This is a genomic window from Hymenobacter sp. DG01, assembly GCF_006352025.1.
GTDB lineage: Bacteria > Bacteroidota > Bacteroidia > Cytophagales > Hymenobacteraceae > Hymenobacter.
In genome coordinates this window covers 2,485,146-2,506,939 of the sequence record NZ_CP040936.1, presented here as the reverse complement: position 1 = coordinate 2,506,939, position 21,794 = coordinate 2,485,146, and the positions used below count along the sequence as shown (strand labels likewise).

The 21,794-nt window shown below is 57.7% G+C and carries 21 protein-coding genes; 4 read left to right on the top strand and 17 right to left on the bottom strand.

Annotation, left to right across the window (positions count from 1 at the left end):
• Positions 1–7 precede the first annotated feature (7 nt).
• Positions 8–427, bottom strand: coding sequence for a hypothetical protein (locus FGZ14_RS10565; RefSeq protein WP_139924051.1), 420 nt, complete (start codon positions 425–427; stop codon positions 8–10).
• A 264-nt stretch (positions 428–691) separates the two neighbouring features.
• Here FGZ14_RS10565 and FGZ14_RS10560 point away from each other — a divergent pair, with 264 nt between their 5' ends.
• The gene (locus FGZ14_RS10560; RefSeq protein ID WP_139924049.1) at positions 692–1,951 is read left to right on the top strand and encodes a zinc dependent phospholipase C family protein; all 1,260 of its coding nucleotides are present in this window, start codon (positions 692–694) and stop codon (positions 1,949–1,951) included.
• 21 nt (positions 1,952–1,972) lie between these two features.
• Here FGZ14_RS10560 and FGZ14_RS10555 read toward each other — a convergent pair whose 3' ends face one another.
• The 5 genes from FGZ14_RS10555 to FGZ14_RS10535 form a co-directional block, all read right to left on the bottom strand.
• The gene (locus FGZ14_RS10555) at positions 1,973–2,155 is read right to left on the bottom strand and encodes a hypothetical protein (RefSeq protein WP_139924047.1); all 183 of its coding nucleotides are present in this window, start codon (positions 2,153–2,155) and stop codon (positions 1,973–1,975) included.
• A gap of 205 nt (positions 2,156–2,360) precedes the next feature.
• Entirely contained in the window at positions 2,361–2,786 is a 426-nt protein-coding gene (locus tag FGZ14_RS10550) for a hypothetical protein (protein ID WP_139924045.1), read from the bottom strand.
• 42 nt (positions 2,787–2,828) lie between these two features.
• A complete protein-coding gene (locus tag FGZ14_RS10545) occupies positions 2,829–4,253 on the bottom strand; it encodes a TolC family protein (RefSeq protein ID WP_139924043.1) in 1,425 nt (474 codons plus the stop codon).
• A 56-nt stretch (positions 4,254–4,309) separates the two neighbouring features.
• A complete protein-coding gene (locus FGZ14_RS10540; protein ID WP_139924041.1) occupies positions 4,310–7,393 on the bottom strand; it encodes an efflux RND transporter permease subunit in 3,084 nt (1,027 codons plus the stop codon).
• Positions 7,394–7,496: 103 nt separating this feature from the next.
• The gene (locus tag FGZ14_RS10535; RefSeq protein ID WP_139924039.1) at positions 7,497–8,678 is read right to left on the bottom strand and encodes an efflux RND transporter periplasmic adaptor subunit; all 1,182 of its coding nucleotides are present in this window, start codon (positions 8,676–8,678) and stop codon (positions 7,497–7,499) included.
• 262 nt (positions 8,679–8,940) lie between these two features.
• On the opposite strand from FGZ14_RS10535, the gene FGZ14_RS10530 reads away from it, so the two are divergent.
• Positions 8,941–9,297 carry an MGMT family protein gene (locus tag FGZ14_RS10530; RefSeq protein ID WP_139924037.1) on the top strand — a complete coding sequence of 119 codons (357 nt, stop codon included), beginning with the start codon at positions 8,941–8,943 and terminating at the stop codon, positions 9,295–9,297.
• 76 nt (positions 9,298–9,373) lie between these two features.
• On the opposite strand, the gene FGZ14_RS10525 is transcribed toward FGZ14_RS10530, so the two are convergent.
• The 8 genes from FGZ14_RS10525 to xseA all read right to left on the bottom strand — a co-directional run bounded on the left by FGZ14_RS10525 (position 9,374) and on the right by xseA (position 15,306).
• Positions 9,374–9,799: a response regulator transcription factor gene (locus FGZ14_RS10525; protein WP_139924035.1), complete on the bottom strand. Its 426-nt coding sequence runs from the start codon at positions 9,797–9,799 to the stop codon at positions 9,374–9,376.
• Entirely contained in the window at positions 9,796–10,608 is an 813-nt protein-coding gene (locus tag FGZ14_RS10520; RefSeq protein ID WP_139924033.1) for a sensor histidine kinase, read from the bottom strand. The genes FGZ14_RS10525 and FGZ14_RS10520 overlap by 4 nt, the downstream gene beginning before the upstream one ends.
• Before the next feature lie 273 nt (positions 10,609–10,881).
• Positions 10,882–11,598 carry a hypothetical protein gene (locus FGZ14_RS10515; protein ID WP_139924031.1) on the bottom strand — a complete coding sequence of 239 codons (717 nt, stop codon included), beginning with the start codon at positions 11,596–11,598 and terminating at the stop codon, positions 10,882–10,884.
• Between the two features lie 161 nt (positions 11,599–11,759).
• Positions 11,760–12,275 (bottom strand): hypothetical protein, encoded by a 516-nt coding sequence (locus tag FGZ14_RS10510; protein WP_139924029.1) that lies wholly within the window; start codon positions 12,273–12,275, stop codon positions 11,760–11,762.
• A gap of 185 nt (positions 12,276–12,460) precedes the next feature.
• A complete protein-coding gene (locus FGZ14_RS10505) occupies positions 12,461–13,147 on the bottom strand; it encodes a hypothetical protein (protein WP_139924026.1) in 687 nt (228 codons plus the stop codon).
• A gap of 6 nt (positions 13,148–13,153) precedes the next feature.
• Entirely contained in the window at positions 13,154–13,501 is a 348-nt protein-coding gene (locus FGZ14_RS10500; RefSeq protein WP_139924024.1) for a hypothetical protein, read from the bottom strand.
• Positions 13,502–13,587: 86 nt separating this feature from the next.
• A complete protein-coding gene (gene xseB, locus FGZ14_RS10495) occupies positions 13,588–13,803 on the bottom strand; it encodes an exodeoxyribonuclease VII small subunit (RefSeq protein WP_139924021.1) in 216 nt (71 codons plus the stop codon).
• A gap of 12 nt (positions 13,804–13,815) precedes the next feature.
• Positions 13,816–15,306: an exodeoxyribonuclease VII large subunit gene (xseA, locus tag FGZ14_RS10490; RefSeq protein WP_139924020.1), complete on the bottom strand. Its 1,491-nt coding sequence runs from the start codon at positions 15,304–15,306 to the stop codon at positions 13,816–13,818.
• A 302-nt stretch (positions 15,307–15,608) separates the two neighbouring features.
• On the opposite strand from xseA, the gene FGZ14_RS10485 reads away from it, so the two are divergent.
• Positions 15,609–17,720, top strand: a complete 2,112-nt coding sequence (locus tag FGZ14_RS10485) for a M13 family metallopeptidase (protein WP_139924017.1) — start codon at positions 15,609–15,611, stop codon at positions 17,718–17,720.
• Between the two features lie 89 nt (positions 17,721–17,809).
• The gene (locus tag FGZ14_RS10480) at positions 17,810–18,169 is read left to right on the top strand and encodes a hypothetical protein (RefSeq protein WP_139924015.1); all 360 of its coding nucleotides are present in this window, start codon (positions 17,810–17,812) and stop codon (positions 18,167–18,169) included.
• A gap of 52 nt (positions 18,170–18,221) precedes the next feature.
• On the opposite strand, the gene FGZ14_RS10475 is transcribed toward FGZ14_RS10480, so the two are convergent.
• The 3 genes from FGZ14_RS10475 to FGZ14_RS10465 all read right to left on the bottom strand — a co-directional run bounded on the left by FGZ14_RS10475 (position 18,222) and on the right by FGZ14_RS10465 (position 21,722).
• A complete protein-coding gene (locus FGZ14_RS10475) occupies positions 18,222–18,977 on the bottom strand; it encodes a peptidylprolyl isomerase (protein ID WP_139924013.1) in 756 nt (251 codons plus the stop codon).
• 247 nt (positions 18,978–19,224) lie between these two features.
• Positions 19,225–20,130, bottom strand: coding sequence for a manganese catalase family protein (locus tag FGZ14_RS10470; RefSeq protein WP_139924011.1), 906 nt, complete (start codon positions 20,128–20,130; stop codon positions 19,225–19,227).
• A gap of 350 nt (positions 20,131–20,480) precedes the next feature.
• Complete coding sequence (locus tag FGZ14_RS10465; protein ID WP_139924009.1) at positions 20,481–21,722, bottom strand: zinc dependent phospholipase C family protein; 1,242 nt, start codon at positions 21,720–21,722, stop codon at positions 20,481–20,483.
• Between the last annotated feature and the right edge of the window lie 72 nt (positions 21,723–21,794).

The following is a 21,794-nucleotide window of genomic DNA, read 5'->3' as shown; positions in this document are numbered from 1 at the left end:
GGGGCCGCTAGGCTCGGGGTGGCTGCAGCAGCGACTGGCTGACGCTGAAGGTGTAGAGCGGCCCGGCCATCATGTGGTAGTCGGGGGCAGGCCAGCTTTGGGGCGGGGGCGGGAGTAGTACCCGGCCCGTGGGCAGCACAAAGCTCACCACCACGCAGTCGTGATGATGCTGTTCCAGGGGTAGTTTGTGATGGTCCTGAGCGTCGCGCTCAGAGTAGGGGTGGCGGCGGTGGTCGGCGCCGTGGGGGCCGTAGTGCAGCACCAGAAACGCCAGCGGCGAGAGGCTTCCACCCGATAAGGCCCGGTGGTAGCGGTAGTGTCGCGCCAGCTCCGGCAGCTTCCCCAGCTCCGACAGGTCGTTCTGGGGCACCAGGCCGCTCACGAGCATCAGCATTCCCAGAAAGAAGGCCACCACGGGTTTCATCACGGCAAAGGTAACTCCTCTGGCAGGGAGTTGTTCAGGAAAACGCACGCCGAGGGCAAATTTGGAATCAATATGATTTCAGGCCCGCCGAAAAATAGCGGGCTCCTGGGCTTTGCATCGGCTGAGGGGGTAGGAAAAACCGGCGAAATAACGTTCCTGTCGAGCTTATCTTCGGCGGTACCCGTGTAGCTACAACCATGGCCGGCGGAGCCGCGTAAAGGCAGGGCTTGCGGTTGAGCCATTTCGCTTGACTAGGCCCTGTTTTTTATGCTGAAATGGATACTTGGCGTGGCGGTTCTGCTGGGACTGGCTGCGCAACCGGCGGCCGCTTACTCTGTGCTTACCCACCAGGCCAACGTGGATTCCAGCTGGACGCGCTGCCTGCTGCCGCTGTTGCAGCGGCGCTACCCCGGTGCCTCCGAGCAGCAGCTGAATGAGGCGAAAAGCTACGCCTACGGGGGCTCCATTCTGCAAGATATGGGCTACTACCCCTTCGGCTCGGAGCTGTTCACGAACCTGACCCACTACGTGCGCTCCGGCGACTTTGTGCGCAACCTGCTGGATGAGGCCCACGGCCGGAATGAGTATGCCTTTGCCCTGGGGGCCCTGGCCCACTACGCCGCCGACATCCATGGCCATCCCGAGGGCACCAACCGCGCCATGCCCAGCGTCTATCCGGAGCTAAAGGCGAAATTCGGCAATAGCATTACCTACGAGGAAGCCCCCATTCAGCATACCCAGCTGGAGTTTGCCTTTGACGTGGTGCAGGTAGCAGCCGGCCGCTACCGTACCGCCGACTACCAGCGCTACATCGGGTTTCAGGTGAGTAAGCCGGTGCTGGAGCAGGCTTTTCTGAAAACGTATGGTCTGGAATTGGGCCAGGTGGTGTTCAACGTGGATCTGGCCGTTAGCTCTTTCCGGTTTGCCGTGCGCAGCCTGATTCCAATTGCCAGCCGGGCCGCCTGGCAGTCCCAGAAAAAAGAAATCCGGCGGCTAAGCCCTCAGGCCCGCCGCCGCGAGTATGTGTACCAGGAAAGTGAGCGGGAATACCGCCGCCGCTACGGCACCGACTACGAGCACCCCGGCACCGGCGCCCGCGTACTGTCGTATTTCGTGCGGGTGCTGCCCAAAATTGGGCCACTGCGGCCATTTGCCTTCAAGCTGCCTACCCCAGAGGCGCAGGAACTGTTTAAGGGGAGCTTCCGGATGGTGATGCGCAACTACTGCACACTACTGGAGCAGGAGCCGCGCGACACCACAGCCCTGGCGCCGCGCCTGCCCAATGCCGACTTCGACACTGGCAAGCCTACCCGGCTGGGCGAGTACGCCCTCACCGATGAAACCTATGGGGAGTGGCTGCGCAAACTGGCCGACAAAAAGTTTGACCACCTGACCGCGCCTCAGCAGCAACATTTGCTGAGTTTCTTTAATCAGCCTGCTCGCGAACCGGTAGATGAAGACGAAAAAGAAAAGCGCCGGGAAACCCTGGCCGCGCTGGAGCAGCTACGGGCCGTGCAGGTCAAGTAGCGGCAGTTCATTCGGCGGTAGCTACCGGATACGGCTGGGGCGATAAATGCGGTAGTTCGGGCGGTGCACATGACGCTGACCTTTCACTTTGGCCCGCGCGGCAGGCAGCAAGCCCCGCCCGCGCAACGTAGAGGCGGCTGATTCAGACGGCAAGCAGAACGACAGTACAAAGAAAACGAGCGCTAGGCGGAGAGCAGTAAGCATGTGCAGTAGGAGAGTAGCGTTGTTGATGAAACAAAACTACTGTTGAGTTTCCCACTTGTAGAATCTCTTCGCTGTGTGGGGGCGTTTCCCCAGTGAAAAGGCGTTTTTAACAGGCAAACGTGATTCTCAATTAGAGAAATATGCTACTGCCTTCTGCCCCCCTGACAGGGTAAAATCAGAAGAGAGCACGGCTTGGCTACACTAACTACGCCAGTAACCATTGCGTAGCCGGCCCTTCATCTATGAAAGTCTGAAGGGAGTAGGGTTGAGCCGAATTCAGGGCTGCCTCTGTTGCTGCGCGCATACCCGGGTCAATCCGTAGAACAACCTCCCGGGCCGGTGACAGAAGATAGGCAATCATTAACCGGCTGCCCAGACCACGGGCTACCATAGGTAAAAAATCCTGGGCCACCCAGGCCGATGAAACCGCGTCCAGCGAGGAACGGCGACGCACATCCACCAACCAGCGGGTTGCCTCTTGCTCCAGGCTCAGCTGGCGGGCCTGCTCAAACCCAGCCTGCAGCTCTTCCCGCGAAACCGAGCGTAGCCAGCGTACCGTCAGTACCTTGATATCTGCACGGTAGCCGAGGTCCAAAAAATCAGCACAAGAAGAAGCCAGTGCAGAGTTCATAGCGTGAAATACAGTTGCTTGATATGCGCAGTAAACCGAAAATCAGGGCTGAGCGGTTCCCTGCTGCACCAGGCCACTGCTCAGGCGGCGTAGCACAATTTCGGCCTGCTTGGCCTGGTAGCGGATGTCCAACAGGCGCACTTCGGCGTCGAGCTGGGTGCGCTGGGCCTCGCGCAGGGCAATGGGCGTGAGCAGGCCCAGGCGGTAGCGCTCCAGGGCAATGGCCACGTTTTCGCGGGCCAGCAGAATGTTGGCTTCTTCCAGCTCCAGCAGCTCCAGGCGGTTCTGGTACTGAGCCCACGCCTGCTCGGCATCCGCATCCAGCTGCAGCTGGGTCTGGTCGAGCTGCAGGCGGCTCTGCTCCTCCACAATGCGGGCGTTCTGCTCCAGGCGGTTGCGGTTGAAGCCGTCGAAAATAGGCACCGAGGCTACTACACCATAGTTCAGGCCGTAGGTCCGGCCGGTGTTGGTTACCAGCTGGGAGCCGAAGAACGCCGCGCCGTTGATGTTGCGGTTCAGCCCGTAGCCGGTAGTAAGGCCGATTTGTGGAAAGCGCGAGGCCCGTACCAGACGCCGGTCGTATGTGGCTACTTCGGTGTTGATGCGGGCTTGTTGCAGACGGGGGTTATTCTGGCGCACGGCCTGCAGCACAACATCCCGGTTCAGATCCGGGCTGACCACAATGGAGTCCTGGGGCTGAAAGTTGAGGTTGGGGTTGCGGCCCAACAAATTGTTCAGGTTGATTTTAGCCGTTTTTAAGGCTTCCTGCTGCTGAATCAGGGCCGAGCGGTCGGCGTTATAGTCCACGCGGGCCGTCAGCACTTCTACTTTGGCACTCACGCCTACATCCACCCGGGCCTGGGTCAGGTCGATGCGGGCCTGACCGATTTTCAGGGCTTCCTCAATAGAGTTAATCTTGCCTGACTCCCGCACTACCACAAAGTAGGCGTCCGTAATGGCGGCTACCGTTTCCTCCAGGGTAGCGCGCGTGAGCTGGCGCTGGCTTTGCTCCAGGGCCTGCAGGCGGTCATAGGCAATAAACATCCCGAAACCATCGAAAATGGTCCAGGTAGCGGCCACGTTGGCGTTCAGCAGGTTCGACTTGGCATTGTTGGCAATGCTGGGCTCAGGCCGGCTCGATGACTCCTGCCGCACGTTGTTGCGGTTGAAGGTCCGGGTGAAGTTACCGTTTACCGTAGGCAGCTGCCCGGCGTTGCCACGGGTCACGTTGTTTTCGGCAATGCGCTCGTCCTGGCGCGAAAGCCGGATGTTATAGTTGTTCTCAATCCCTACCCGAATGGCTTCGGCCAGGGTCAGGAAAGGCGCCGGAGCTACCGTTTCGGGTTTTTCCGTCTGGGGTTTGCTTTGGGGCTGGGTGGTAGGCTGGCGCGAGGGCAGCACCGGCTGCTGGGCAAGCAGGGGTAGGGGAGCGGCGAGCAGAAAAGCAGCAAGAAAAGAACGACGCATGAAGGAAATCAGCTGCTGAAAACAGGGCGGTTGTATAACAAAAGGATACGGCACAATTAAGCGGCTACGGCCTCTCGCTCGGCGGCTTCAGGCTGCTTGTGCTTTTTGGCCGTGGCGAAGTATGAGTACATCACCGGCACCACGTACAGGGTAAGCGCCGTGGCAAAGAACAGGCCACCTACTACCCCAATGCCCATGGCCCGACGGCTAAGCGCGCCCGCTCCGGTAGCCACCGCAATGGGCAGAATACCCAAGATGGCGCACAAAGAGGTCATCAGGATGGGGCGGAAACGAGCGGTAGCGCCTTCAATCAGGCCGGTCATGTAGTCTTTGCCGTTTTCTACCTGCTGGTTAGCGAATTCCACGATGAGGATACCGTTTTTCGTTACCAGGCCCACCAGCATAATAATGCCGATCTGGGAAAACAGGTTGAGGGTCTGGTTGAAATACCACAGGCTGAGTAGGGCCCCCGACAACGCCAGCGGTACCGTCACCATGATAATCACCGGGTCGCGGAAGCTTTCGAACTGCGCCGCCAGCACCAGGTAAATCAGTACCAGGGCCAGGCCGAAAGCAAATACCAGCGAGGAAGAGCTTTCCTGGAAGTCGCGGGAGGCACCGGCGAGTTCGGTAGAGAAGGTATCGTCGAGGTTTTTGTCGGCAATGGCCTGCATGGCAGCAATACCGTCGCCGAGGGTGCGGCCCGGGGCCAGGGAGGCCGAGAAGGTAGCCGAGTTGTAGCGGTTGAAGCGGTAGAGCTGGGGCGGGGTGCTGCTTTCCTCCAGTCGAATGACGTTATCCAGCTGAATCAACTCCCCGTTGGCGTTCTTCACCGACAGCAGGCGCACATCCAGGGGCTGGCTGCGGTCTTCGCGCGCTACCTGCCCGATAATCTGGTACTGCTTGCCTTCCCGGATAAAGTAGCCGTAGCGCTGTCCGCTCAGGCCCGACTGCAGCGTCTGGCTGATGCTCTGCACCGACACGCCCAGGCTCTGTGCTTTCTCCCGGTCGATGTTCACGCGCAGCTCGGGCTTGTTGAACTTCAGGTTCACGTCCACGAACTGGAAAGTGGGGTCTTGGCGGGCGGCATCCAAGAACTTCGGAACGGCGGTGCGCAGCTTGTCGAAATCCTGGGTCTGGATAACAAACTGCACAGGTAGGCCACCACCGCCGCCACCAATACTCTGGTCCTGCGACACGGAGGTGCGAGCGGCGGTTAGTTTCTTTACGCCGGCGCTCAGCTTATCTGATATTTGCTGCTGGCCTATCTTCCGGTTGTCAGCATCGAGCAGGAGTACACGGGCTGTGCCGGAGTTAGAGCCGCCCCCGAAACCAGGCGAGGTTACGGCAAACACACTGCTCAGATTCTGCTCACCGGTAGAGTCCATCGCCAGTCGGGTGAGCTGGGCCATGTAGGCGTCCATGAACTCAAACGAAGCACCTTCCGGACCCGTGGCGTTGATGTTCACCCGGCTTCGGTCTTCAATGGGGGCCAGCTCGGACGGAATGGTTTTCATGAAAAACCAGATGCCTACCCCCGTGCCAACTACCATTAGCCAAGCCATCCAGCGGTTGCGCAGGAAGCTTTCCAGGCTGCTCTGGTAACCGCCAATCATCTTCTCGAAGAAGGGCTCAGTTTTGCGGTAAAACCAGTTGTGCGTTTCCTCGCGCTTGAGCAGAACCGAGCACATCATGGGCGTCAGGGTAAGGGACACGAAGGCCGAAATCAGCACCGAACCAGCCACCACAATGCCAAACTCGCGGAACAGGCGCCCGGTAATACCGGTCAGGAACACTACGGGTAGGAACACCGCCGCCAGTACGATAGTCGTGCTGACAACGGCCATCAGAATTTCCTCGGAGCCTTTAATAGCTGCCGTTTTTGGGTCCTCGCCGCCCTCAATGCGAGAATAGATATTCTCCAGTACCACAATGGCGTCGTCCACTACCAGACCAATAGCCAGCACTACGGCCAGCAGGGTGAGCACATTGATGGAGAAATTCATCAGGTACATCACGAAGAAGATACCGACGAGTGACACCGGAATGGCTACCACCGGAATGATGGTAGAACGCCAGTCGCGCAGGAACAGGAAGATGATAATTACCACCAGCACGAAGGCCTCAATGATGGTGTGCTCTACCTCGTTAATGGACTTGCGGATAAACACTGAGTTATCGAAGCCCGGCTTTAGCACCAGGTCCTTGGGCAGGTCTTTGCCATAGAGGGCAATGCGTTGGTTGAACTCGTCGGCAATGTCAATCTGGTTGGAGCCCGGCTGCGGAATAACGGCCAAGCCAACCATCGGCACGCCATTCACCTTGAAGATGGTTTGGTCGTTCTCGGGATAGAGCTCGGCGTAGCCGATATCGGAGAGCCGCACCAGGGCTGATTCATCCTGCCGGATAATCAGATTGTTGAAGTCTTCTACCGACGACAGACGACCCATGGTACGTAGGGTCAGCTGAGTAGCTTCGCCCTGCACCGAGCCGCTGGGCAGCTCCACGTTTTCGCGGGTCAGGGCGGCCTGCACATCCACGGGGCTCACGCCCAGGGCCGAGAGCTTCACGGGGTCCAGCCACAGGCGCATGGAATACTTCCGCTCCCCGTACACCCGCACTTCCGACACGCCTGGGATGGTTTGGAGGCGCTCTTTCAGGGTGTTGTTGGCGTAATCGGTCAGCTCCAGCAAATTGCGCTGGCTGGAGCTGAGGTAGGTCATCACAATAGGCTGGGAGTCAGCGTTGGCCTTGCTCACCACGGGTGGGTCGATGTCGCGGGGTAGGCGGCCCTGGGCCCCCGACACCTTATCGCGCACGTCGTTAGCTGCCGTTTCCAGGTCGGCGTCGAGGTCAAACTCTACCGTAATCTGGGTGCGGCCGTCGCGGGAGTTCGAGGTCAGGTTCTTGATGCCCTGAATACCATTGAGGGCTTCTTCCAGGGGCTCAGTCACCTGGCCCTGCATTACGTCGGCGGAGGCGCCGGTGTAGGAGGCCGATACCGTGATGATGGGTGGGTCAACGCTCGGGTACTCCCGGACGCTGAGGTAGCGAAACCCAATCACCCCGAAAATCACGATGACCAGGCTCATCACAATGGCGAGCACCGGCCGGTTGATACTGGTGGAGGATAAGCTCATAGTGTTATTTCTCGCTGAGGTTCGCTGAGGTTTTCGCTGAGGTTTGCAGTGTACGGCCTCCGCGAACCTCAGCGAAAACCTCAGCGAACCTCAGCGAGAAATCTTACTTAGTAACGCGCACAGCATCACCGGGTTTAACCTGCAAAATGCCGGTGCGGATTACCGAGTCGCCCACGGCAATGCCCTCGGTAATCTGAATCAGGCGGGCAGAGCGGACCCCGATTTTTACCTTTTTCGGGACCATTTTACCGTTCTGCACCGTGTACACGCTGTAGCCGGCAGCTTCCGGAATTACGGCTTCCGTGGGCACCTGCAGGGCTTCCGAGGTTTGGCCCAGCTGCAGATTCACCTTCACGAAGGCACCGGGGCGCAGCTCATTACTGGTATTGGCATAGCGGGCGCGCACGGTTTGGGTGCGGCTCACGGGGTCAATCTGCGGATCAAGGGCATAGACTTTGGCTTCGTACTTCTTGTTCGAAGCTTCGTCGGTGATGGTAATGGGGTCGCCGGTGCGTACCAGGTTTGAGAAGCGGCTGGGCACCGTGAAGCTGATTTTCACCGGCTTCACCCGTGAAAGGGTCGTTATTTCGGCCCCCGGGCTCACGTACGTACCTACCGTAATGGTGCTTAACCCTAGCACGCCATCAAAAGGTGCCCGGATATAGGCTTTGGTCAGGGAAGCACGCAGGGCTTGCAGGTCGGCCTGGGCCGTGAGCAGCTGGTTATTGGCCTGCTCGTACTCCTGGGCGCTGATATATTCTTTGTCGAGCAGGGTACGCTGGCGGCGCTCCTGGTCGCGGAAAAGCTTGATGTTGTACTCCTGCTTGCGCAGCTGGGCCTGAATCTCGTCGGCGTTGATGGTCAGCAGCAGCTGGCCCTTGCGCACCGGCTGGCCCTCCCGGATGTTGAGGCTCGTAATCTTGCCCGAAATTTCGCTTTTCAGTACCACCGACTCTTCGGCCAGAATAGAGCCGGTAGCGGCCACTTCGTCGGCCAGGTTGGTAGCTTTTACTACGTACACCTGCACGGGCAGCTTCTGGCCGCCGCCGGCTCCGCCTTTGCCACCAGCCCCTCCGGGGGCTCCCTTGCCACCACCGGCAGCGGCACCCTTGCCGCCTCCACCGCCACCTTTGCCCTCGGCACCCTGGGAGGGAAAGTACTTTATCTTGATGAAAGCCAGGGCTCCTACTACGGCCAGGGCCACCAGCATCCAGATGATGCGACGACCAGCGCCACCGGAGCGGCTGTCAGTTACTTCTTGTTCAGTTTCTTGCTGCGTTTGCATGTAGCTACTACGAGTGTGATGCCCTACCCAACGCGGCGCGCGGCTGTGGGTGCAACCGTCACAACGCTAACCGCCGGTATTAAGTTGGATCAGGGGAGGGGGAGTCGGATAATGGGGGTAAGACACAAAAAAGTGGTGTGGGTTGCTTGCCGGTGGCCGGCAGCAAGTAACCCATACCACTTTCCCGGGCCTGCCGTTAGTAGCTTATACCAGGTCCTGGTTTATTTGCCGGAAACCAGCCGCAGGAGCCAACCGCCTTTTTATGTCCCTACCCCGCAACCCCACCGAAAAGCAGCGTAATTTTTTCCAGGAAGTGCATGAAGTTGTACGTTTGGTGCCCTTGGGCCGCGTGACTACCTACGGCGCCATTGCCCACTACCTGGGTGCCCGGCACGGCGCCCGCATGGTGGGTTGGGCCATGATGGCCGCGCATACCGCCGATGCCTACGTGCCGGCTCACCGGGTAGTAAACCGCAATGGGCTGCTCACGGGCCGCCAGCACTATACCTCGCCTACGGCCATGCAGGAAGCCCTGGAAGCTGAGGGCATCCGGGTGGAAGAAGACCAGGTAGTGGAGTTCAAGCGCCTGTTCTGGGACCCCGCCACTGAGCTGGAATAAAAAGCCCTGTTCCCGGGTGGCTACACCCAGGAACAGGGAAAATCTGTGTCAGCCGCAACCCGGTGGGGTAGGCTGCTTAAAAGGTAGTAGTCAGCAAAAAGCGGGAGCTATCGGGGTTAGGGCGGTTATCCACCACGTTCTGAATGGCCCCCCGCACTTCCTCCGGGCTGGCGTTTTTCAGGAGGTAGCCGTGGGCGCCCTCGGCCCGCAGGGAGTCAATCAGCTCCGGCTCATCGTGCATGGAAATAATAATGGAGCGCACCTGCGGGTACTGGGCCCGTAGCAGGCGCACGGTTTGTAGGCCATCCAGCACCGGCATCTGCAGGTCCATCAGCACTACATCCGGAATAATACCCTGGTCTAGCCGCTCCAGAAGCTCCTGACCGTCGCCGGCCTCAAACAGCACTTCCATACCGGGAAAGCCGCTGATGAGCGCCCGCAACCCCTTGCGGAACAGGATATGGTCATCAACTACGGCTAGGCGAATGGTGGTAGAACTCATAGGACGGAAGAGGGAGCAGGTAGAATTGTAGAAAGGTACGGAACGGGTAAGCAAATCCAAACCCGGGTTCCTTCGCCCGGAGCCGATTCGTGGCGCAACGTTCCGCGTAATACGCCAACGCGGCTGCGTAAGTTGGTTAAGCCCAGGCCGGTACGGGTTCCAGGAGCCGGGGGGTGGTCTGGCAGGGTAGGGTCGAAGCCCACGCCATCATCAGAATACTGCAGGGAGAGCTGGTCGGCTCCAAATTCCACGACGATGTGAATATGGGCCGCGTAGGCGTGGCGCAGGCCATTGCCCAAGAGTTCCTGCACTACCCGGTACACAATCAGCTCATACTTAGGGTCGAGGCGGCGCGGTTGGCCCCGTTGCTCTACTTCCACCCGGGTAGGGCCATCGGCGGGAACCGTGCGGGCCAGGGCCTCCAGGGCAAAGGGCAGCCCAAATTTCTGCAGGGCGGCGGGTAGCAGATTGCGGGAGATGCGGCGCACCTCATTAATGGCCTGGTCTAGCAGGGAGGATGCCTCCTGGGTTAGCTCCGGCTGGTCCAGCGTGTTCAGGTGGAGCTTCACAATAGCCAGGGTAGTGCCCACGCCATCGTGCAGGTCGCCGGCAATGCGGCGGCGCTCTTCTTCCTGAGCCAGCAGGGCCGCTTCCAGGGCCTGTTGCTGGGCGGCCTCGTGCAACTCCTGCATTTCCAGCTGCTGCTGAATCAGGCGCCGCTGGTAGCGCACCACGAAGCCCACGATGCCCAGCGCCAGCAGCAGCAGAATGGGCGTCACGAGAACTAGCGGAATAAGCGCGTCAGGCATTTAGGAAAGATGCAGCAGCCGATAAAGAATATTCAATGGACCAAGATACGGGGATTTATCCAGCTAAATGTGCGGGCAATACCTAAGCTAAAACAACAGCCACTTTGATAGCGTGTGCCCTAGGTTATGTGAACGGTGAGAAGAAGGATCATCCGTAACATTAGTGCAGCCTGATATATTATGTGCGATTGTACCATACTAAACAAAGCCCTATCTATATCATAGATAGGGCTTTGAAATAGAGAAGTTTAAAGGCGAAATATTGGTGCAGTGTTACGCAAAGCGGTTTTCTCGGCAAACAGCAGTAGCAACCCGGAGTTTTTGACTCCGTGGCGCATCTTGGTTAAGCGAAAAGCCAAGAATGCTCCACCAGTCTTCCAAGCTGCAGCAGGGTGGACAAGGTTGGTGTGTATCAGAATCATAGCTGAAGAACAGATTAGCTCCTTCTGAGGTAACGCCCATTGGTATTAGTGTCATCCGAGCTTGCGAGTCGAGCGCATAGTGGAAACTGATGCCTTGGCAATCTGCTTGGCTAAAGAACTGCTGAAGGAAATGGACAGGAAACAGTATGGCAAAAAAAGCATCTCGGCCAGCTACGCTACGCCGATAACTAGCTGTCCAATTAGCCGCTAATGGTTTGTTGATGAACCGACCTTCCTTGCCCGTGAAGTGGGCTACAGTTGCTTCGCTAAATGGTAGGTTAGGATGCGTGCTAACAGCGACCGGACCCCGCAACATATCATTGAGCAGACTATTAGTGCCTACAGCCAGCAAATTTAGGTGTTCGGCATCATCCAGACCGAAATACAATCGAATTCCTTTGCAGTTATCCTGCGCTAAAAGTGCCTCTAGTTTCTCACGACCAATGAAATGAGACTGTACTGCACTAGGATTGGCTAGCTGAAACTCTTGAATTAGAGTGCGTGCCTGTTCCAGAGATGAGATTCTTTCTGCTGGTTCGGTGGAGAAACGCTTACGTAACAACTTCATGATCTGTAAGAAATGTTTAATAGTATGAAAGTGAATCGCTAAATATAGTCATATGTATGATATGGTAGTGTTGTGAGATAAACTTATTAAATGAAAGAGGCAAAACATATATTATTCTATCTCCAATACTACGTTCACGGAGGTGCGTCTGCTAAACTAAATTAGTTGCCAGATAGCTCTCCGGTGCTGCAGTAGTCAGGGCAGCGATGTCCCCAGTTTCCTACCATTACTTCAGTGTCCTCTGTACCTTTAATGCTACTGGTGTTATTAGTAGTATTTACTTTCCTGCGTAGCACTAGATCATTCCCATTAGCATCAGTTCCTACCGCTAGGATGTGCTCGTCTCCCTTTGGATCTATAGCTTTATAGAAACGTATGCCTACACAATCGGGCTGGTCCATTATCTGACGCAGGAAGCTACTGCCAAAATAAGTGGAGTATAAAACTTTGTTAGTATGTCCATCTGAAGAAAGGCGGGGATACTTGTTGCGGTAGTTGCGAGTCCAATTAGCAGCTTCTGCTACGCTAGGAAAGAAATGACCCGCTTGGGTATTAAAGTCTTGTTTAGATGCTAAATCAGCAATAGGGGCAACTGATTCAGTCTTTTGGCAACCTACGCCACACAAAGCGCCAATAGTAAGGCCGCTTAACAAGAGTAGTAATGATTTATGTCTCATGAAGAACAGTTTGTGATTATTTTTTATGTGTTGAAAGGTGTATCGAAAATTTTAGAGAAATAAACAGCTATATGAGCACTTGAGAATTCGAGTAGTTTACTTTAGAATTGAGTGCATATTTCGTATTTGTATTTTACACAATATAGCTGAGGCACATTTTGGGGTTAGAGCCAGAAGTAGGGCCGTTAGCCGGCGTAAACCGGGGCGGCTGGGGTCTTCTTCCGGGCCAGAAAGAAAGCTCTCAAAAAAATAATAGCTAACAAGAGAAGTAAAATAGAATTTAATAGATACATGAGTCGTGTGCTGTATTCGTCATTTGATGCTATAAAATTATTCGTTACTAAATACAAAAGCACTGTTCCAGAGAGGTATAATAATATGCCAACAGTGGCAATGAACATAGGTATTTTTTGAATCTGCTGGTGGTTGCTCTTTGATATAATGTGTTCAAAAAACAAAATCCCTAAGCTTATTACTATAATACTTTCAACAAGGTTTGTATAAGAATTTATACTATCAAAACCCTCTATCCAGAAAGAATCTACAGCAGCAAATATTAGAAAACATACTGTTAGAATGCGAATCCAACGCTTAGTTTTCTTGCTATTGAATTCGTCGTGATATACTTTGATATATAAAAGAGTTTCTCCTACTGTATTGATGTGATTAATGATGAGGCCATAATGCCATATTTTAATCGAAATTTGCAATAAGCAATACATCAAAAACAAAAATAGGGGGACCCAGCGAAGGGTGCGCATTCCCCCTGTTAATGATGAACGGTACCGAAACGCTACGGCAAAAGGTATTATCATTGCCCAATACACTAGTAAGTCTAGAGATTTACAAAATGTAATGAACCAGTCAGACATTAGAGGTTAGCTATTGATGGGATTTTCTACGCTGCAGCAGGGAGGGCAGGGAGGCAGATCAATAGCAACTTGGCTGGTTCCCGCAACCGATTCGGCTTCTACTGAGCTGCGGGCAGCACTGATTGTGTTTGATAAGATATCATTATCATTAGTATCGTAACCTACCAGAATCAGCTTAGGCGTATTGTCGTCGGTGAGTCCGTAGTAAGCCCGCACGCCAACACAACCCTCTTGGCTGAGTATTGCTTGCAGTGTTTCAGCGGGAAGGCAGTGGCCCTTAATACCACCGAAGTTCTGATTGCGATAATTGCGGGTCCAGGCGCTGGCTTGGCTCAAGGCGTCGTTGTTGGTCATAGGTGTGGGTTAGTTGGCAGAAACAATGACCAAATATAAGAGTACGGCTATGCCAATAGCTGCGTCAGGTATAAATCATAACATATTTATGCTTCCTCATCCTCTTCCTCCAGATTTTCAAATACCTGGTCAATGGCCGACTCGGCGGAGCGCAGCTTCTGTTTGCACAGGCGAATCAGCTCGGCCGAGCGCTGCACCCGGGCCGTGAGGTCGTCCACATCCACGGCATCGGTTTCCAGGGCGCGCAGAATGGTTTCCAGCTCTTCGATGGCTTGGCGGTAGGTAAGGTTTTGGGGCGACATAATAGGAATTGCTTAGGAAAGAAGGAGGGGAAGCTGACCCCCAATGCGGGCCGGTACTACCCCGTCGGGGAGGCGCAGCAGCACCTGCTGCCCCGCACGCAGGGGCCCCGTAAAGGGCTGACCCTTGGGCGTCAGCAGGCGGATGGTGCCGCTGGCCGGCTGGGCATTGAGCCGGGCTAGGCGCAGCTCGGCGCGGTGCAGCAGGCGGGTAGCGGCCAGCTGCAGCTGGTGCTGCCGGCGCAGGAGCTGCTCGCAGCGGCGGCGGTGCAGGCGGCGGAAGTGCCGGGCTAGAATACGGCCCCGCTTGCGCAAGCCCTGCTCCTGGTGGCGCAGGGTAGTGCGGGCGGCCCGGTGCAGCTGGTGACGGCGCCGAATCAGCTGATGTTCCTGCTGCCGCAGCTGGGCGCGGGGGGTAGCGGCGGCCTGCCGGATGCGCTGGTGCAGGGCCTCGCGCTGGTCCTGGAGCTGGTTGTGCGCTGCCAGGTGGGCGTGGCGGAGCAGGCGGTTAAGGCGGGTGCCTTCGGCCTGCACCCGCTCCTGGGCCAGCTCCCGAATGCGCAGGCCGTAGCCCTCCAGCGCCGCTTCCAGGCGGGCGAGGCGCTCAATCAGGAAGGCGGCTACTGCTGTCGGCGTCTTGAGGGCGGTGTGTGCGGTCAGGTCCACCACGGCTTCGTCCCGCTCGTGGCCGATGCCGGTTAGCACGGGTAGGGGAAAGGAGCCGATGGCGGCGGCTAGGCCGTAGTCGTCGAAGGCCAGCAAATCGGTTTTGGAGCCCCCGCCCCGGATGATGACCACCGCATCGTATTCGTCGCGGCGGCTGCGGATGGCATCCAGAGCCGCCCGGATGCTGGCCGGCGAATCGTCGCCCTGCATGAGAGCGGGGAAAAGCGTCAGGGAGAAATCGTAGGGGGTCTCCTGGAGCTGCTGCACGAAATCCTGCCAGCCCGCAGCCGTCGGCGACGAAATAACGGCCACCCGCTGCACCCCAATGGGCAAGGTCAGGCGCTTCTGCCGTTCCAGCAGATCCTGGGCCTGCAGCTTCCGCAGGGTTTCCAGGCGCAGCCGGGCCAGGTCGCCGACGGTATAAGTTGGGTCCAAGGCCAGCACATCGAGGCTCAGGCCGAACTGCTCATGAAACTTTACCTGTACCCGCAGCATCACCTTCAAACCAATGCGCAGGGTAAGGCCGGTTTGCTCTTCGAACACGGCGCTCAGCTGCTGAAAACGCTGACTCCAGATGGTGGCGCGGGCCTGGGCCTTGAGCTGGGCCCCGCGGGCCGTGGTGTGCTGGTCGGTGAGAGTGAGGTAGCAATGCGCCCCATCGAAGCGGGGTAGGGTGAGGTCGGCAATTTCGGCCACTACCCAATAGGAGTCCGCGAACCGCTCGCTCAGCGTTTGGCGCACCCGGGCCAGCAGCTCGCTAAGCGGCAAGGCCGCCGGCGGCAACGATGGTGATTGGGCCGAAGATAGCCCCGGCTCGGGGCGGCGGTTGTACAAAGGCATCAGATGCGCAAGTTACGCAGAAGCACAAGTGAGGTGGTGAATTAGTGAGTTTGCGGTTCTGAAGGCGCAGAGGGGTAGGGCATCCCTACCCGTCCGGCTTGTGCAAAGCCTAACGAAGCAATCTAAACCGCTGAATAGAGGGTGCCAGTTCCGCCGAGCTGCTTGTCACAGCTCATTGAAAAACCAACGCACCAGTGCACCATCTCGTCATTTCGCTTGGGCAAAGCAGGTGGCTGCGGCCGGAAATTATTTTACCTTGCCTTTACATAACCCTAGTTCCACCTTTCTATTTTCCTGTTTTCATGAAAAACCGCAATAGCCTGAAGTTGGCAGCGGTGGCAATGGCTGGCCTTTCGCTGGCCGGTTGTGCCTCCAGCAAAACCGCCGCACCCACGGCGGCCGCTACCACCACGGCTCCCGCTACCCCCGCTCCGGCCGCCAACCCCCAAGGTGTGGGCCTGAACGTGGCGAACATTGATAACTCAGTTAACGCCTGCGACAACTTCTTTCAGTACGCTTCCGGCAACTGGTTGAAAAACAACCCTATTCCGGCTGCTGAAGTGCGCTGGGGCTCTTTCAATGAGCTGGCCGACAAGAACAACGCCCTCATGCGGCAGATTCTGCAGGAAGCCGCTGCCAACATCTCGGCCGCCAAAGGCTCCAACGCCCAGAAAGTAGGCGACTACTACGCCACGGCCATGGACTCGATGGCCATTGAGCAGGCCGGCCTGAAGTACCTGCAGCCCGAGCTGGCGCGCATCAATGCTATCAAGGACCTGAAAGGCGTGCAAAGCGAAATTGTGCGTCAGCAACTCTACAGCACCGGTGCCTTTTACAGCGCCGGCGTGGGCCAGGACGAGAAAAACAGCACGGAATACGCTTTCCAGCTCTACCAGGGCGGCCTCAGCCTGCCCGACCGGGACTACTATCTGAAGGATGACGCCCGCTCGAAAGGACTGCGCGCGGCCTACACCACCTACCTCACCAACACTTTCAAACTGTTGGGCGACAATGAAGCCACGGCCGCCAAGAACGCCGCCGCCGTGATGCGTCTGGAAACCCGCCTGGCCAAAGCCAGCCGCACCCGCGTAGCCCTGCGCGACCCGCAGGCCAACTACAACAAGATGACGGTGGCCGAGTTCAACAAGCAGTTCCCGAACCTGGCGCTGGCGCAGTCGTTGCAGGCCATGAAGCTGGGCGCGGTGAAAACCGTTATTGTAGGACAGCCCGAGTTCTTCAAGGAGGAAAGCGCCATGCTGAAGCAGGAGCCTATTGGCGACGTCAAAACCTACCTGCGCTGGCACCTGACGACCTCCCTGACCTCGGCCCTGCCGAAGGCGTTCGGGGATGAGTCGTTCCGGTTCTCGCAGGTGCTGACGGGCGCTAAAAAGCAGCAGCCCCGCTGGAAGCGCATGAACGCCGCCACTGACCGCGCCCTGGGCGAAGCCTTCGGCCAGCTGTACGTGGACAAGGCCTTCACGCCGGAAACCAAGCAGAAGGCCATGGAAATGGTAGCCAACATCCGCGAAGCCATGGGCGAGCATATCCAGCAGTCAGACTGGATGAGCAACGCTACCAAGCAGGAAGCCCTCAAGAAGCTGAATGCCTTCACGGTGAAAATCGGCTACCCCGACCAGTGGAAGGATTACTCGGCCCTGAACATCTCGCGCGAGTCGTACCTGAAGAACGTGCTGGCCGCCCGGCAGTGGGCTTCCATGGACAACCTCAACAAATTCGGTAAGCCCATCGACCGGAAGGAGTGGGGCATGACGCCGCCCACGGTGAATGCCTACTACAACCCGCCGATGAACGAAATTGTGTTCCCGGCCGGCATCATGCAGCCCCCGTTCTTCGACCCCAAAGCCGATGATGCGGTAAACTACGGCGGCATGGGCGCCGTTATCGGCCACGAAATCACTCACGGTTTTGATGACCAGGGCCGGCAGTACGACTCGGAAGGCAACCTGCGCGACTGGTGGACCAAAGAGGACGCCGCTAAGTTTGAGCAGCGCGCCGACATGGTAGGCAAGCAGTACTCGGCCTTCTCTCCGCTGGACTCGGTATTCGTGAACGGCAAGCTGACCATGGGCGAAAACCTGGCTGACCTCGGCGGGCTGAACATTGCGTACACGGCCCTGCAGAAGCAGCTCAAAAAACAGTACCCGAACGGCAACGCGCCCAAGTACGACGGCTTTACGCCGGAGCAGCGCTTCTTCCTGGCCTGGGCTCAGATCTGGCGTACCAACGCCCGCCCCGAGTACCTGCGCCAGCAGGTCATGACGGACCCGCACTCGCCGGCTCAGTTCCGCACTAGCGGCCCGCTCATGAACATGCCCCAGTTCTACGAGGCCTTCGGCTGCAAAGAAGACGCTAAAATGGTACGTGCTCAGGCTGAGCGCGCCAAAGTATGGTAGTCTTTTTAAGAAGATAGCCTACCCTGATAAGCGCCCCGCACTCAGTGCGGGGCGCTTTTTTTGTGGGCCACGCGGGGCTACCTTGCCGCATGCAACAATTTATTCGTGGGTGCGGCGCGTGTATGCTGGGTGCCTGGCTGCTGACCGCCTGCCAGCCTTCCCTGGAAGAACAGGTGCAAAATCCCCAGCAAGGCGACGTGTACGTGGTGCAGTTTCAGCCCCAGGGCGGAGCAGAAACGCGGTATTTCTTCTACCAGATCCACCGCGTTACGCCCGACAGCGTGTACCTGCACCCGGCTCGCACGGATGCAGCTACCCCCGATGCAGTAGCGCCCAACCTGTTTGCCCAGGAGAAAAGCCTGCCCTACACCCGTGCCGAAGCCCGGGAATTGCTGCAGGAGCAACCCGGCGACGTGCAGCATAGCCGCCTGATAGAAGTGCGCCGGTAAGGCTGCTCGCGTTTTCAGGGTTTGGGCGCTTGGCGAGGGTAGGGGCGGCCCCTTACCGCACCACTTTCATCTTGATGTTTACGTCCTGGGTGGGCCAGTGATCAGAGCCGACGGGCTCGTTGGCAATCTTATCGATAACCTCTAAGCCTTCCACGACCTCCCCGAACACCGTGTACTCGCCGTCGAGGCTGGGGATGCCGCCTTGGGTAGCATAGGTGCGCAGTTGGGTAGGCGTGAGCTTGCGGTAGGTGCTGGACTGAGCCTGGTAGGCGGTGAGCTTCTGGCCCTGCACAATGTAAAAATCGTGGCTGGAGGACAGCTTGCCGGGGTTCTGCTCGTCGTCGTAGCGGGCCATGCCCACGGCCCCGCGCTTATGGAAGTGCCCGGCCCTGATTTCGGGGGGTAGGCGGTAGCGGCTCAGGCGCATGGTAAGGCGGTCGGAGGTGCCGCCCTGAATAGCAAAATCCTTGACTACCCGATTAAAGACAGTCTGGTCGAAGTATCCTTTGCGCGCCAGCAGCAGGAAGTTGGCCGTGTGCAGGGGGGTGTCCTCGTAGAGCCGAATGCGCATGTTGCCGTGGCGCGTTTGCAGCAGCACCTCCTGGCCAGGGTATTGGCGGCCGTAAGGCAGCAACAACGCCGCGGCCGTGGAGTCGGTGAGGCTCATCAGGTCGGGGCCAGGTATGTTGACCGGGGCAGGGGTAGGGGGTGCGGCTGCTTCGGGCTGGGTGCGGTTGCAGGCGGCGGCCAGCAGACCCAGGCCAAGCAGCACGGCGGAGCGGCGGACGCGAAAAAAGGACTGGAGCATAGCAGGTGAGCAGCACAAGTGGCGGTGTGCAATGATACGAACCGCGCCGCAGTCGGGTGAAAGCAGCTTCGTCAGGGAAAAAAACACACTACGCCGCTTGTCATTCCGAGGGGAGCAAGAAATCTGGGTTAGCCTCCTGTGAGTTCTCCAATTCTACGTGACGCTCAGAATGACAGTGCACAAAGTAGAAGCGGCTACCCCCGCCTGAGGGGTAGCCGCTTTGTAAGATGAATGCAGAACAGTCAGCTTAGAGCTTGATGCCCATTTTCTTGGCGATGTCCGCGAACATCTGCGGGTCGTAGTCGTCGGCGCCGGGCGAGTTCAGCTGGGGTTCCTCTTCCAGCACGGGGTAGGGTACGCCCTCAAAGCCGCCCTGAATAACCTCCAGCGGCTGACCGTCCTCGGGGTGGGTACCGTTCCAGATGATGCCGGCCTGCTTGTAGTCGTCGGGGCTGAAGGTGTAGAGCTTCAGGTGCAGCTTCTGCTGATCCTGAAGCTTTTTGGCTTCCGGGAAAGCGTCGTTGCTGAGCTCGGGCACGGGCACCAGCTTGCTTACTTCCACGCCCGTCAGCTTTTCCAGGGCTTTGGCATAAGCCACTACGTGCAGGCCGCCGCGCACCAGCAGGTAGCCCACCATGGTGCGGGCGCACGGATCCGATACCATTTCGTACACCCGCATCTTATTGGCGCGGGCTCCACATTCCAGGAAGAAGTTGTGCAGCAGGTCCAGCTTCAGGTTGCCGCTGGCATGCACGTACTGGCCGGTCCAGGGGTTGCCCATCGAGTCGAAGGGCACGGCGGCCTGGGCGCTGCTCAGGAAGTGGTAGCTGTTGCGGGCATCCTTGGCATCGGCCAGCGGGGCCGGCACCGGGTCTTTGCCCCGTACTGTCTGGCCCGTCAGGAGCAGGTTGATAGCGTAGGAAACGGCCTCAATGTGGCTATATTCCTCGGCGGCTATGCTGCAGGTCAGGTCGTAGAACGGCCGCAACCGGTTCCGACCCCGGAAGTTGAACGACTGAAACGTGTAGTTCATCAGGGTGGACATCTCCCCGTACTTACCGCCCAGCAGCTCCTGAATGGCCGCCGCGTCGTTGGGAGAGGGGTTTTTGGGTTTGGGCAGCTCAACGGCCAGCCGGTCATAGCGCAGAATCATAGCAACTTGGGTTTGAGGTGAAAAACGAGTGCTATCCTCCGCCTGTAGCGGAGCGCTATAGTTAACGGCAGTTTATCCGGCAGGTTGATGAATACCGGAATGTTATTCACTTGTATGTTAATGATAATTATGAGTTTGCGTATAAATGCGCTGGCTGGTTATAGCAGTAAACCCAGACCGGAGCTGCCTGTAGCGTTACGGCGCGGATTGCCGGATCTTTGTATCTGTAACATCAACGCATTAATTATCAATAATATAAAGATGAATGAGTTGAGGTATAAGCAAAAAAAGGCGGCGCCGGCTTATTTGCCGACGCCGCCCCGTTATTGTTCTTTCTACTGAGGAGGTGCTTACCAGCCTGAGCCAGCGGGAGTATCCCACCCGTCAGAAGCAGGTTTTTTCTTGGGTTTGGCAGGCTGCTCAGGTTTGGTTTTCTGCTTCTGAGCCGGGCCGGTGGCGGGTTTGCTTTTCACCTTAACCGAGGTAGTGCCGGCGGGCGGGGCCGGGGCGCCGGGCACCGGGGCGGCCACCACGGGAGCAGCTTCTGCGTCGGCGGGAAGGGGCTGCATGTCCTTGGCCGCATTAATCAGGTCGGGGCGCTCGGCTTCTTTGTATTTCTGCAGTGACAGGAGCATCTGCCCGTCCACCAGGCCGTTATCTTTCCAGATTTTCAGCTCCTGCGAGAGTTTCTCCTTTTCTTCTTTGGTGGGCGCCTTCTTGAGTAGCGCATCGAGGTTGGGGCTGCCGGCATCCTTCCAGGCAGTCAGCCACATCGAGGCCACCATGGTAGGAGCCAGCTTCAGGCGGTAGGCCACCTGCCCGCCTACCTTCTCGTGGTAAGAGTCGGCAAAGGCATCGGAGTAGGAGCGCCGGGTTTTGCCGTACTTGTGGCTGAATACGTACTTGGTTTCAGGGGTGTACTTGCGGGTTATTTCCTCCTCTTTATCAAAGGTGTCGCCCAGGAAGCCGTACGAGTCCTGCACGGCCTGCCAGATGTCCTTGAGTGGGTCCTTGGAGTAGTCCGCCGATTCGCTGTCGAGCTTGTACTTGGCAATGTGGCGCTCCGGCAGCTTGCTGTCCCACAGGGCCCGAATGCCTTCCTGCTTGGATTTCTGGCCGTTGTAGTTCACGGTCATGTTCAGGGGCACGTAGGCATCGGCTACGTAGTGGCCCAGGTCGGCGGAAAGCGCCACAATGGCGGCCGTATCGCGCTGGCGGAAGGCTTCCGTCAGCTTGGTTTTGGTTTCCAGCACGGCCCAGGGCAGGGTGCCGTACTTGCGCAGGGTATCGGCGGTGTACTTGGCTACGGCCTTATCCCAGGCCTTGGGCATGAGGCCGAAGGGGTCGTCGCCGTAATGGTCCATGTAAATGAAGTGCTTGCTGGCTTCCAGCGGGTCCTGGTCGCTGCGCTCATCGGCGGCGGTGCTCAGCCGGATCAGCTGGGGCAGGTGGCGGTAGTAGAAGCCGCGCATAGCGGAGGGCAAGGCATACACCGAAATCTGGGCGATGGTGCGATGACCGAAAACGCCCCAGCCCGGCGACCATACCGGGCAAAGTAGCACGACAAAGAGAGTGAGCAGAAGTTTTCTCATAAGAGCAGCGCAACAACAAGGAAAAGCATGGCAAAGGTACAACCGAAGCACTTGATGTGCTGACTTTTGCCG

What these genes read in the sequence shown, in the direction of transcription:
- FGZ14_RS10560 (WP_139924049.1), top strand. Translation starts at nt 692, where the DNA reads ATGCTGAAATGGATACTTGGCGTGGCGGTTCTGCTGGGACTGGCTGCG.
- FGZ14_RS10555 (WP_139924047.1), bottom strand. Translation starts at nt 2,155, where the DNA reads ATGCTTACTGCTCTCCGCCTAGCGCTCGTTTTCTTTGTACTGTCGTTC.
- FGZ14_RS10550 (WP_139924045.1), bottom strand. Translation starts at nt 2,786, where the DNA reads ATGAACTCTGCACTGGCTTCTTCTTGTGCTGATTTTTTGGACCTCGGC.
- FGZ14_RS10545 (WP_139924043.1), bottom strand. Translation starts at nt 4,253, where the DNA reads ATGCGTCGTTCTTTTCTTGCTGCTTTTCTGCTCGCCGCTCCCCTACCC.
- FGZ14_RS10540 (WP_139924041.1), bottom strand. Translation starts at nt 7,393, where the DNA reads ATGAGCTTATCCTCCACCAGTATCAACCGGCCGGTGCTCGCCATTGTG.
- FGZ14_RS10535 (WP_139924039.1), bottom strand. Translation starts at nt 8,678, where the DNA reads ATGCAAACGCAGCAAGAAACTGAACAAGAAGTAACTGACAGCCGCTCC.
- FGZ14_RS10530 (WP_139924037.1), top strand. Translation starts at nt 8,941, where the DNA reads ATGTCCCTACCCCGCAACCCCACCGAAAAGCAGCGTAATTTTTTCCAG.
- FGZ14_RS10525 (WP_139924035.1), bottom strand. Translation starts at nt 9,799, where the DNA reads ATGAGTTCTACCACCATTCGCCTAGCCGTAGTTGATGACCATATCCTG.
- FGZ14_RS10520 (WP_139924033.1), bottom strand. Translation starts at nt 10,608, where the DNA reads ATGCCTGACGCGCTTATTCCGCTAGTTCTCGTGACGCCCATTCTGCTG.
- FGZ14_RS10515 (WP_139924031.1), bottom strand. Translation starts at nt 11,598, where the DNA reads ATGAAGTTGTTACGTAAGCGTTTCTCCACCGAACCAGCAGAAAGAATC.
- FGZ14_RS10510 (WP_139924029.1), bottom strand. Translation starts at nt 12,275, where the DNA reads ATGAGACATAAATCATTACTACTCTTGTTAAGCGGCCTTACTATTGGC.
- FGZ14_RS10505 (WP_139924026.1), bottom strand. Translation starts at nt 13,147, where the DNA reads ATGTCTGACTGGTTCATTACATTTTGTAAATCTCTAGACTTACTAGTG.
- FGZ14_RS10500 (WP_139924024.1), bottom strand. Translation starts at nt 13,501, where the DNA reads ATGACCAACAACGACGCCTTGAGCCAAGCCAGCGCCTGGACCCGCAAT.
- xseB (WP_139924021.1), bottom strand. Translation starts at nt 13,803, where the DNA reads ATGTCGCCCCAAAACCTTACCTACCGCCAAGCCATCGAAGAGCTGGAA.
- xseA (WP_139924020.1), bottom strand. Translation starts at nt 15,306, where the DNA reads ATGCCTTTGTACAACCGCCGCCCCGAGCCGGGGCTATCTTCGGCCCAA.
- FGZ14_RS10485 (WP_139924017.1), top strand. Translation starts at nt 15,609, where the DNA reads ATGAAAAACCGCAATAGCCTGAAGTTGGCAGCGGTGGCAATGGCTGGC.
- FGZ14_RS10480 (WP_139924015.1), top strand. Translation starts at nt 17,810, where the DNA reads ATGCAACAATTTATTCGTGGGTGCGGCGCGTGTATGCTGGGTGCCTGG.
- FGZ14_RS10475 (WP_139924013.1), bottom strand. Translation starts at nt 18,977, where the DNA reads ATGCTCCAGTCCTTTTTTCGCGTCCGCCGCTCCGCCGTGCTGCTTGGC.
- FGZ14_RS10470 (WP_139924011.1), bottom strand. Translation starts at nt 20,130, where the DNA reads ATGATTCTGCGCTATGACCGGCTGGCCGTTGAGCTGCCCAAACCCAAA.
- FGZ14_RS10465 (WP_139924009.1), bottom strand. Translation starts at nt 21,722, where the DNA reads ATGAGAAAACTTCTGCTCACTCTCTTTGTCGTGCTACTTTGCCCGGTA.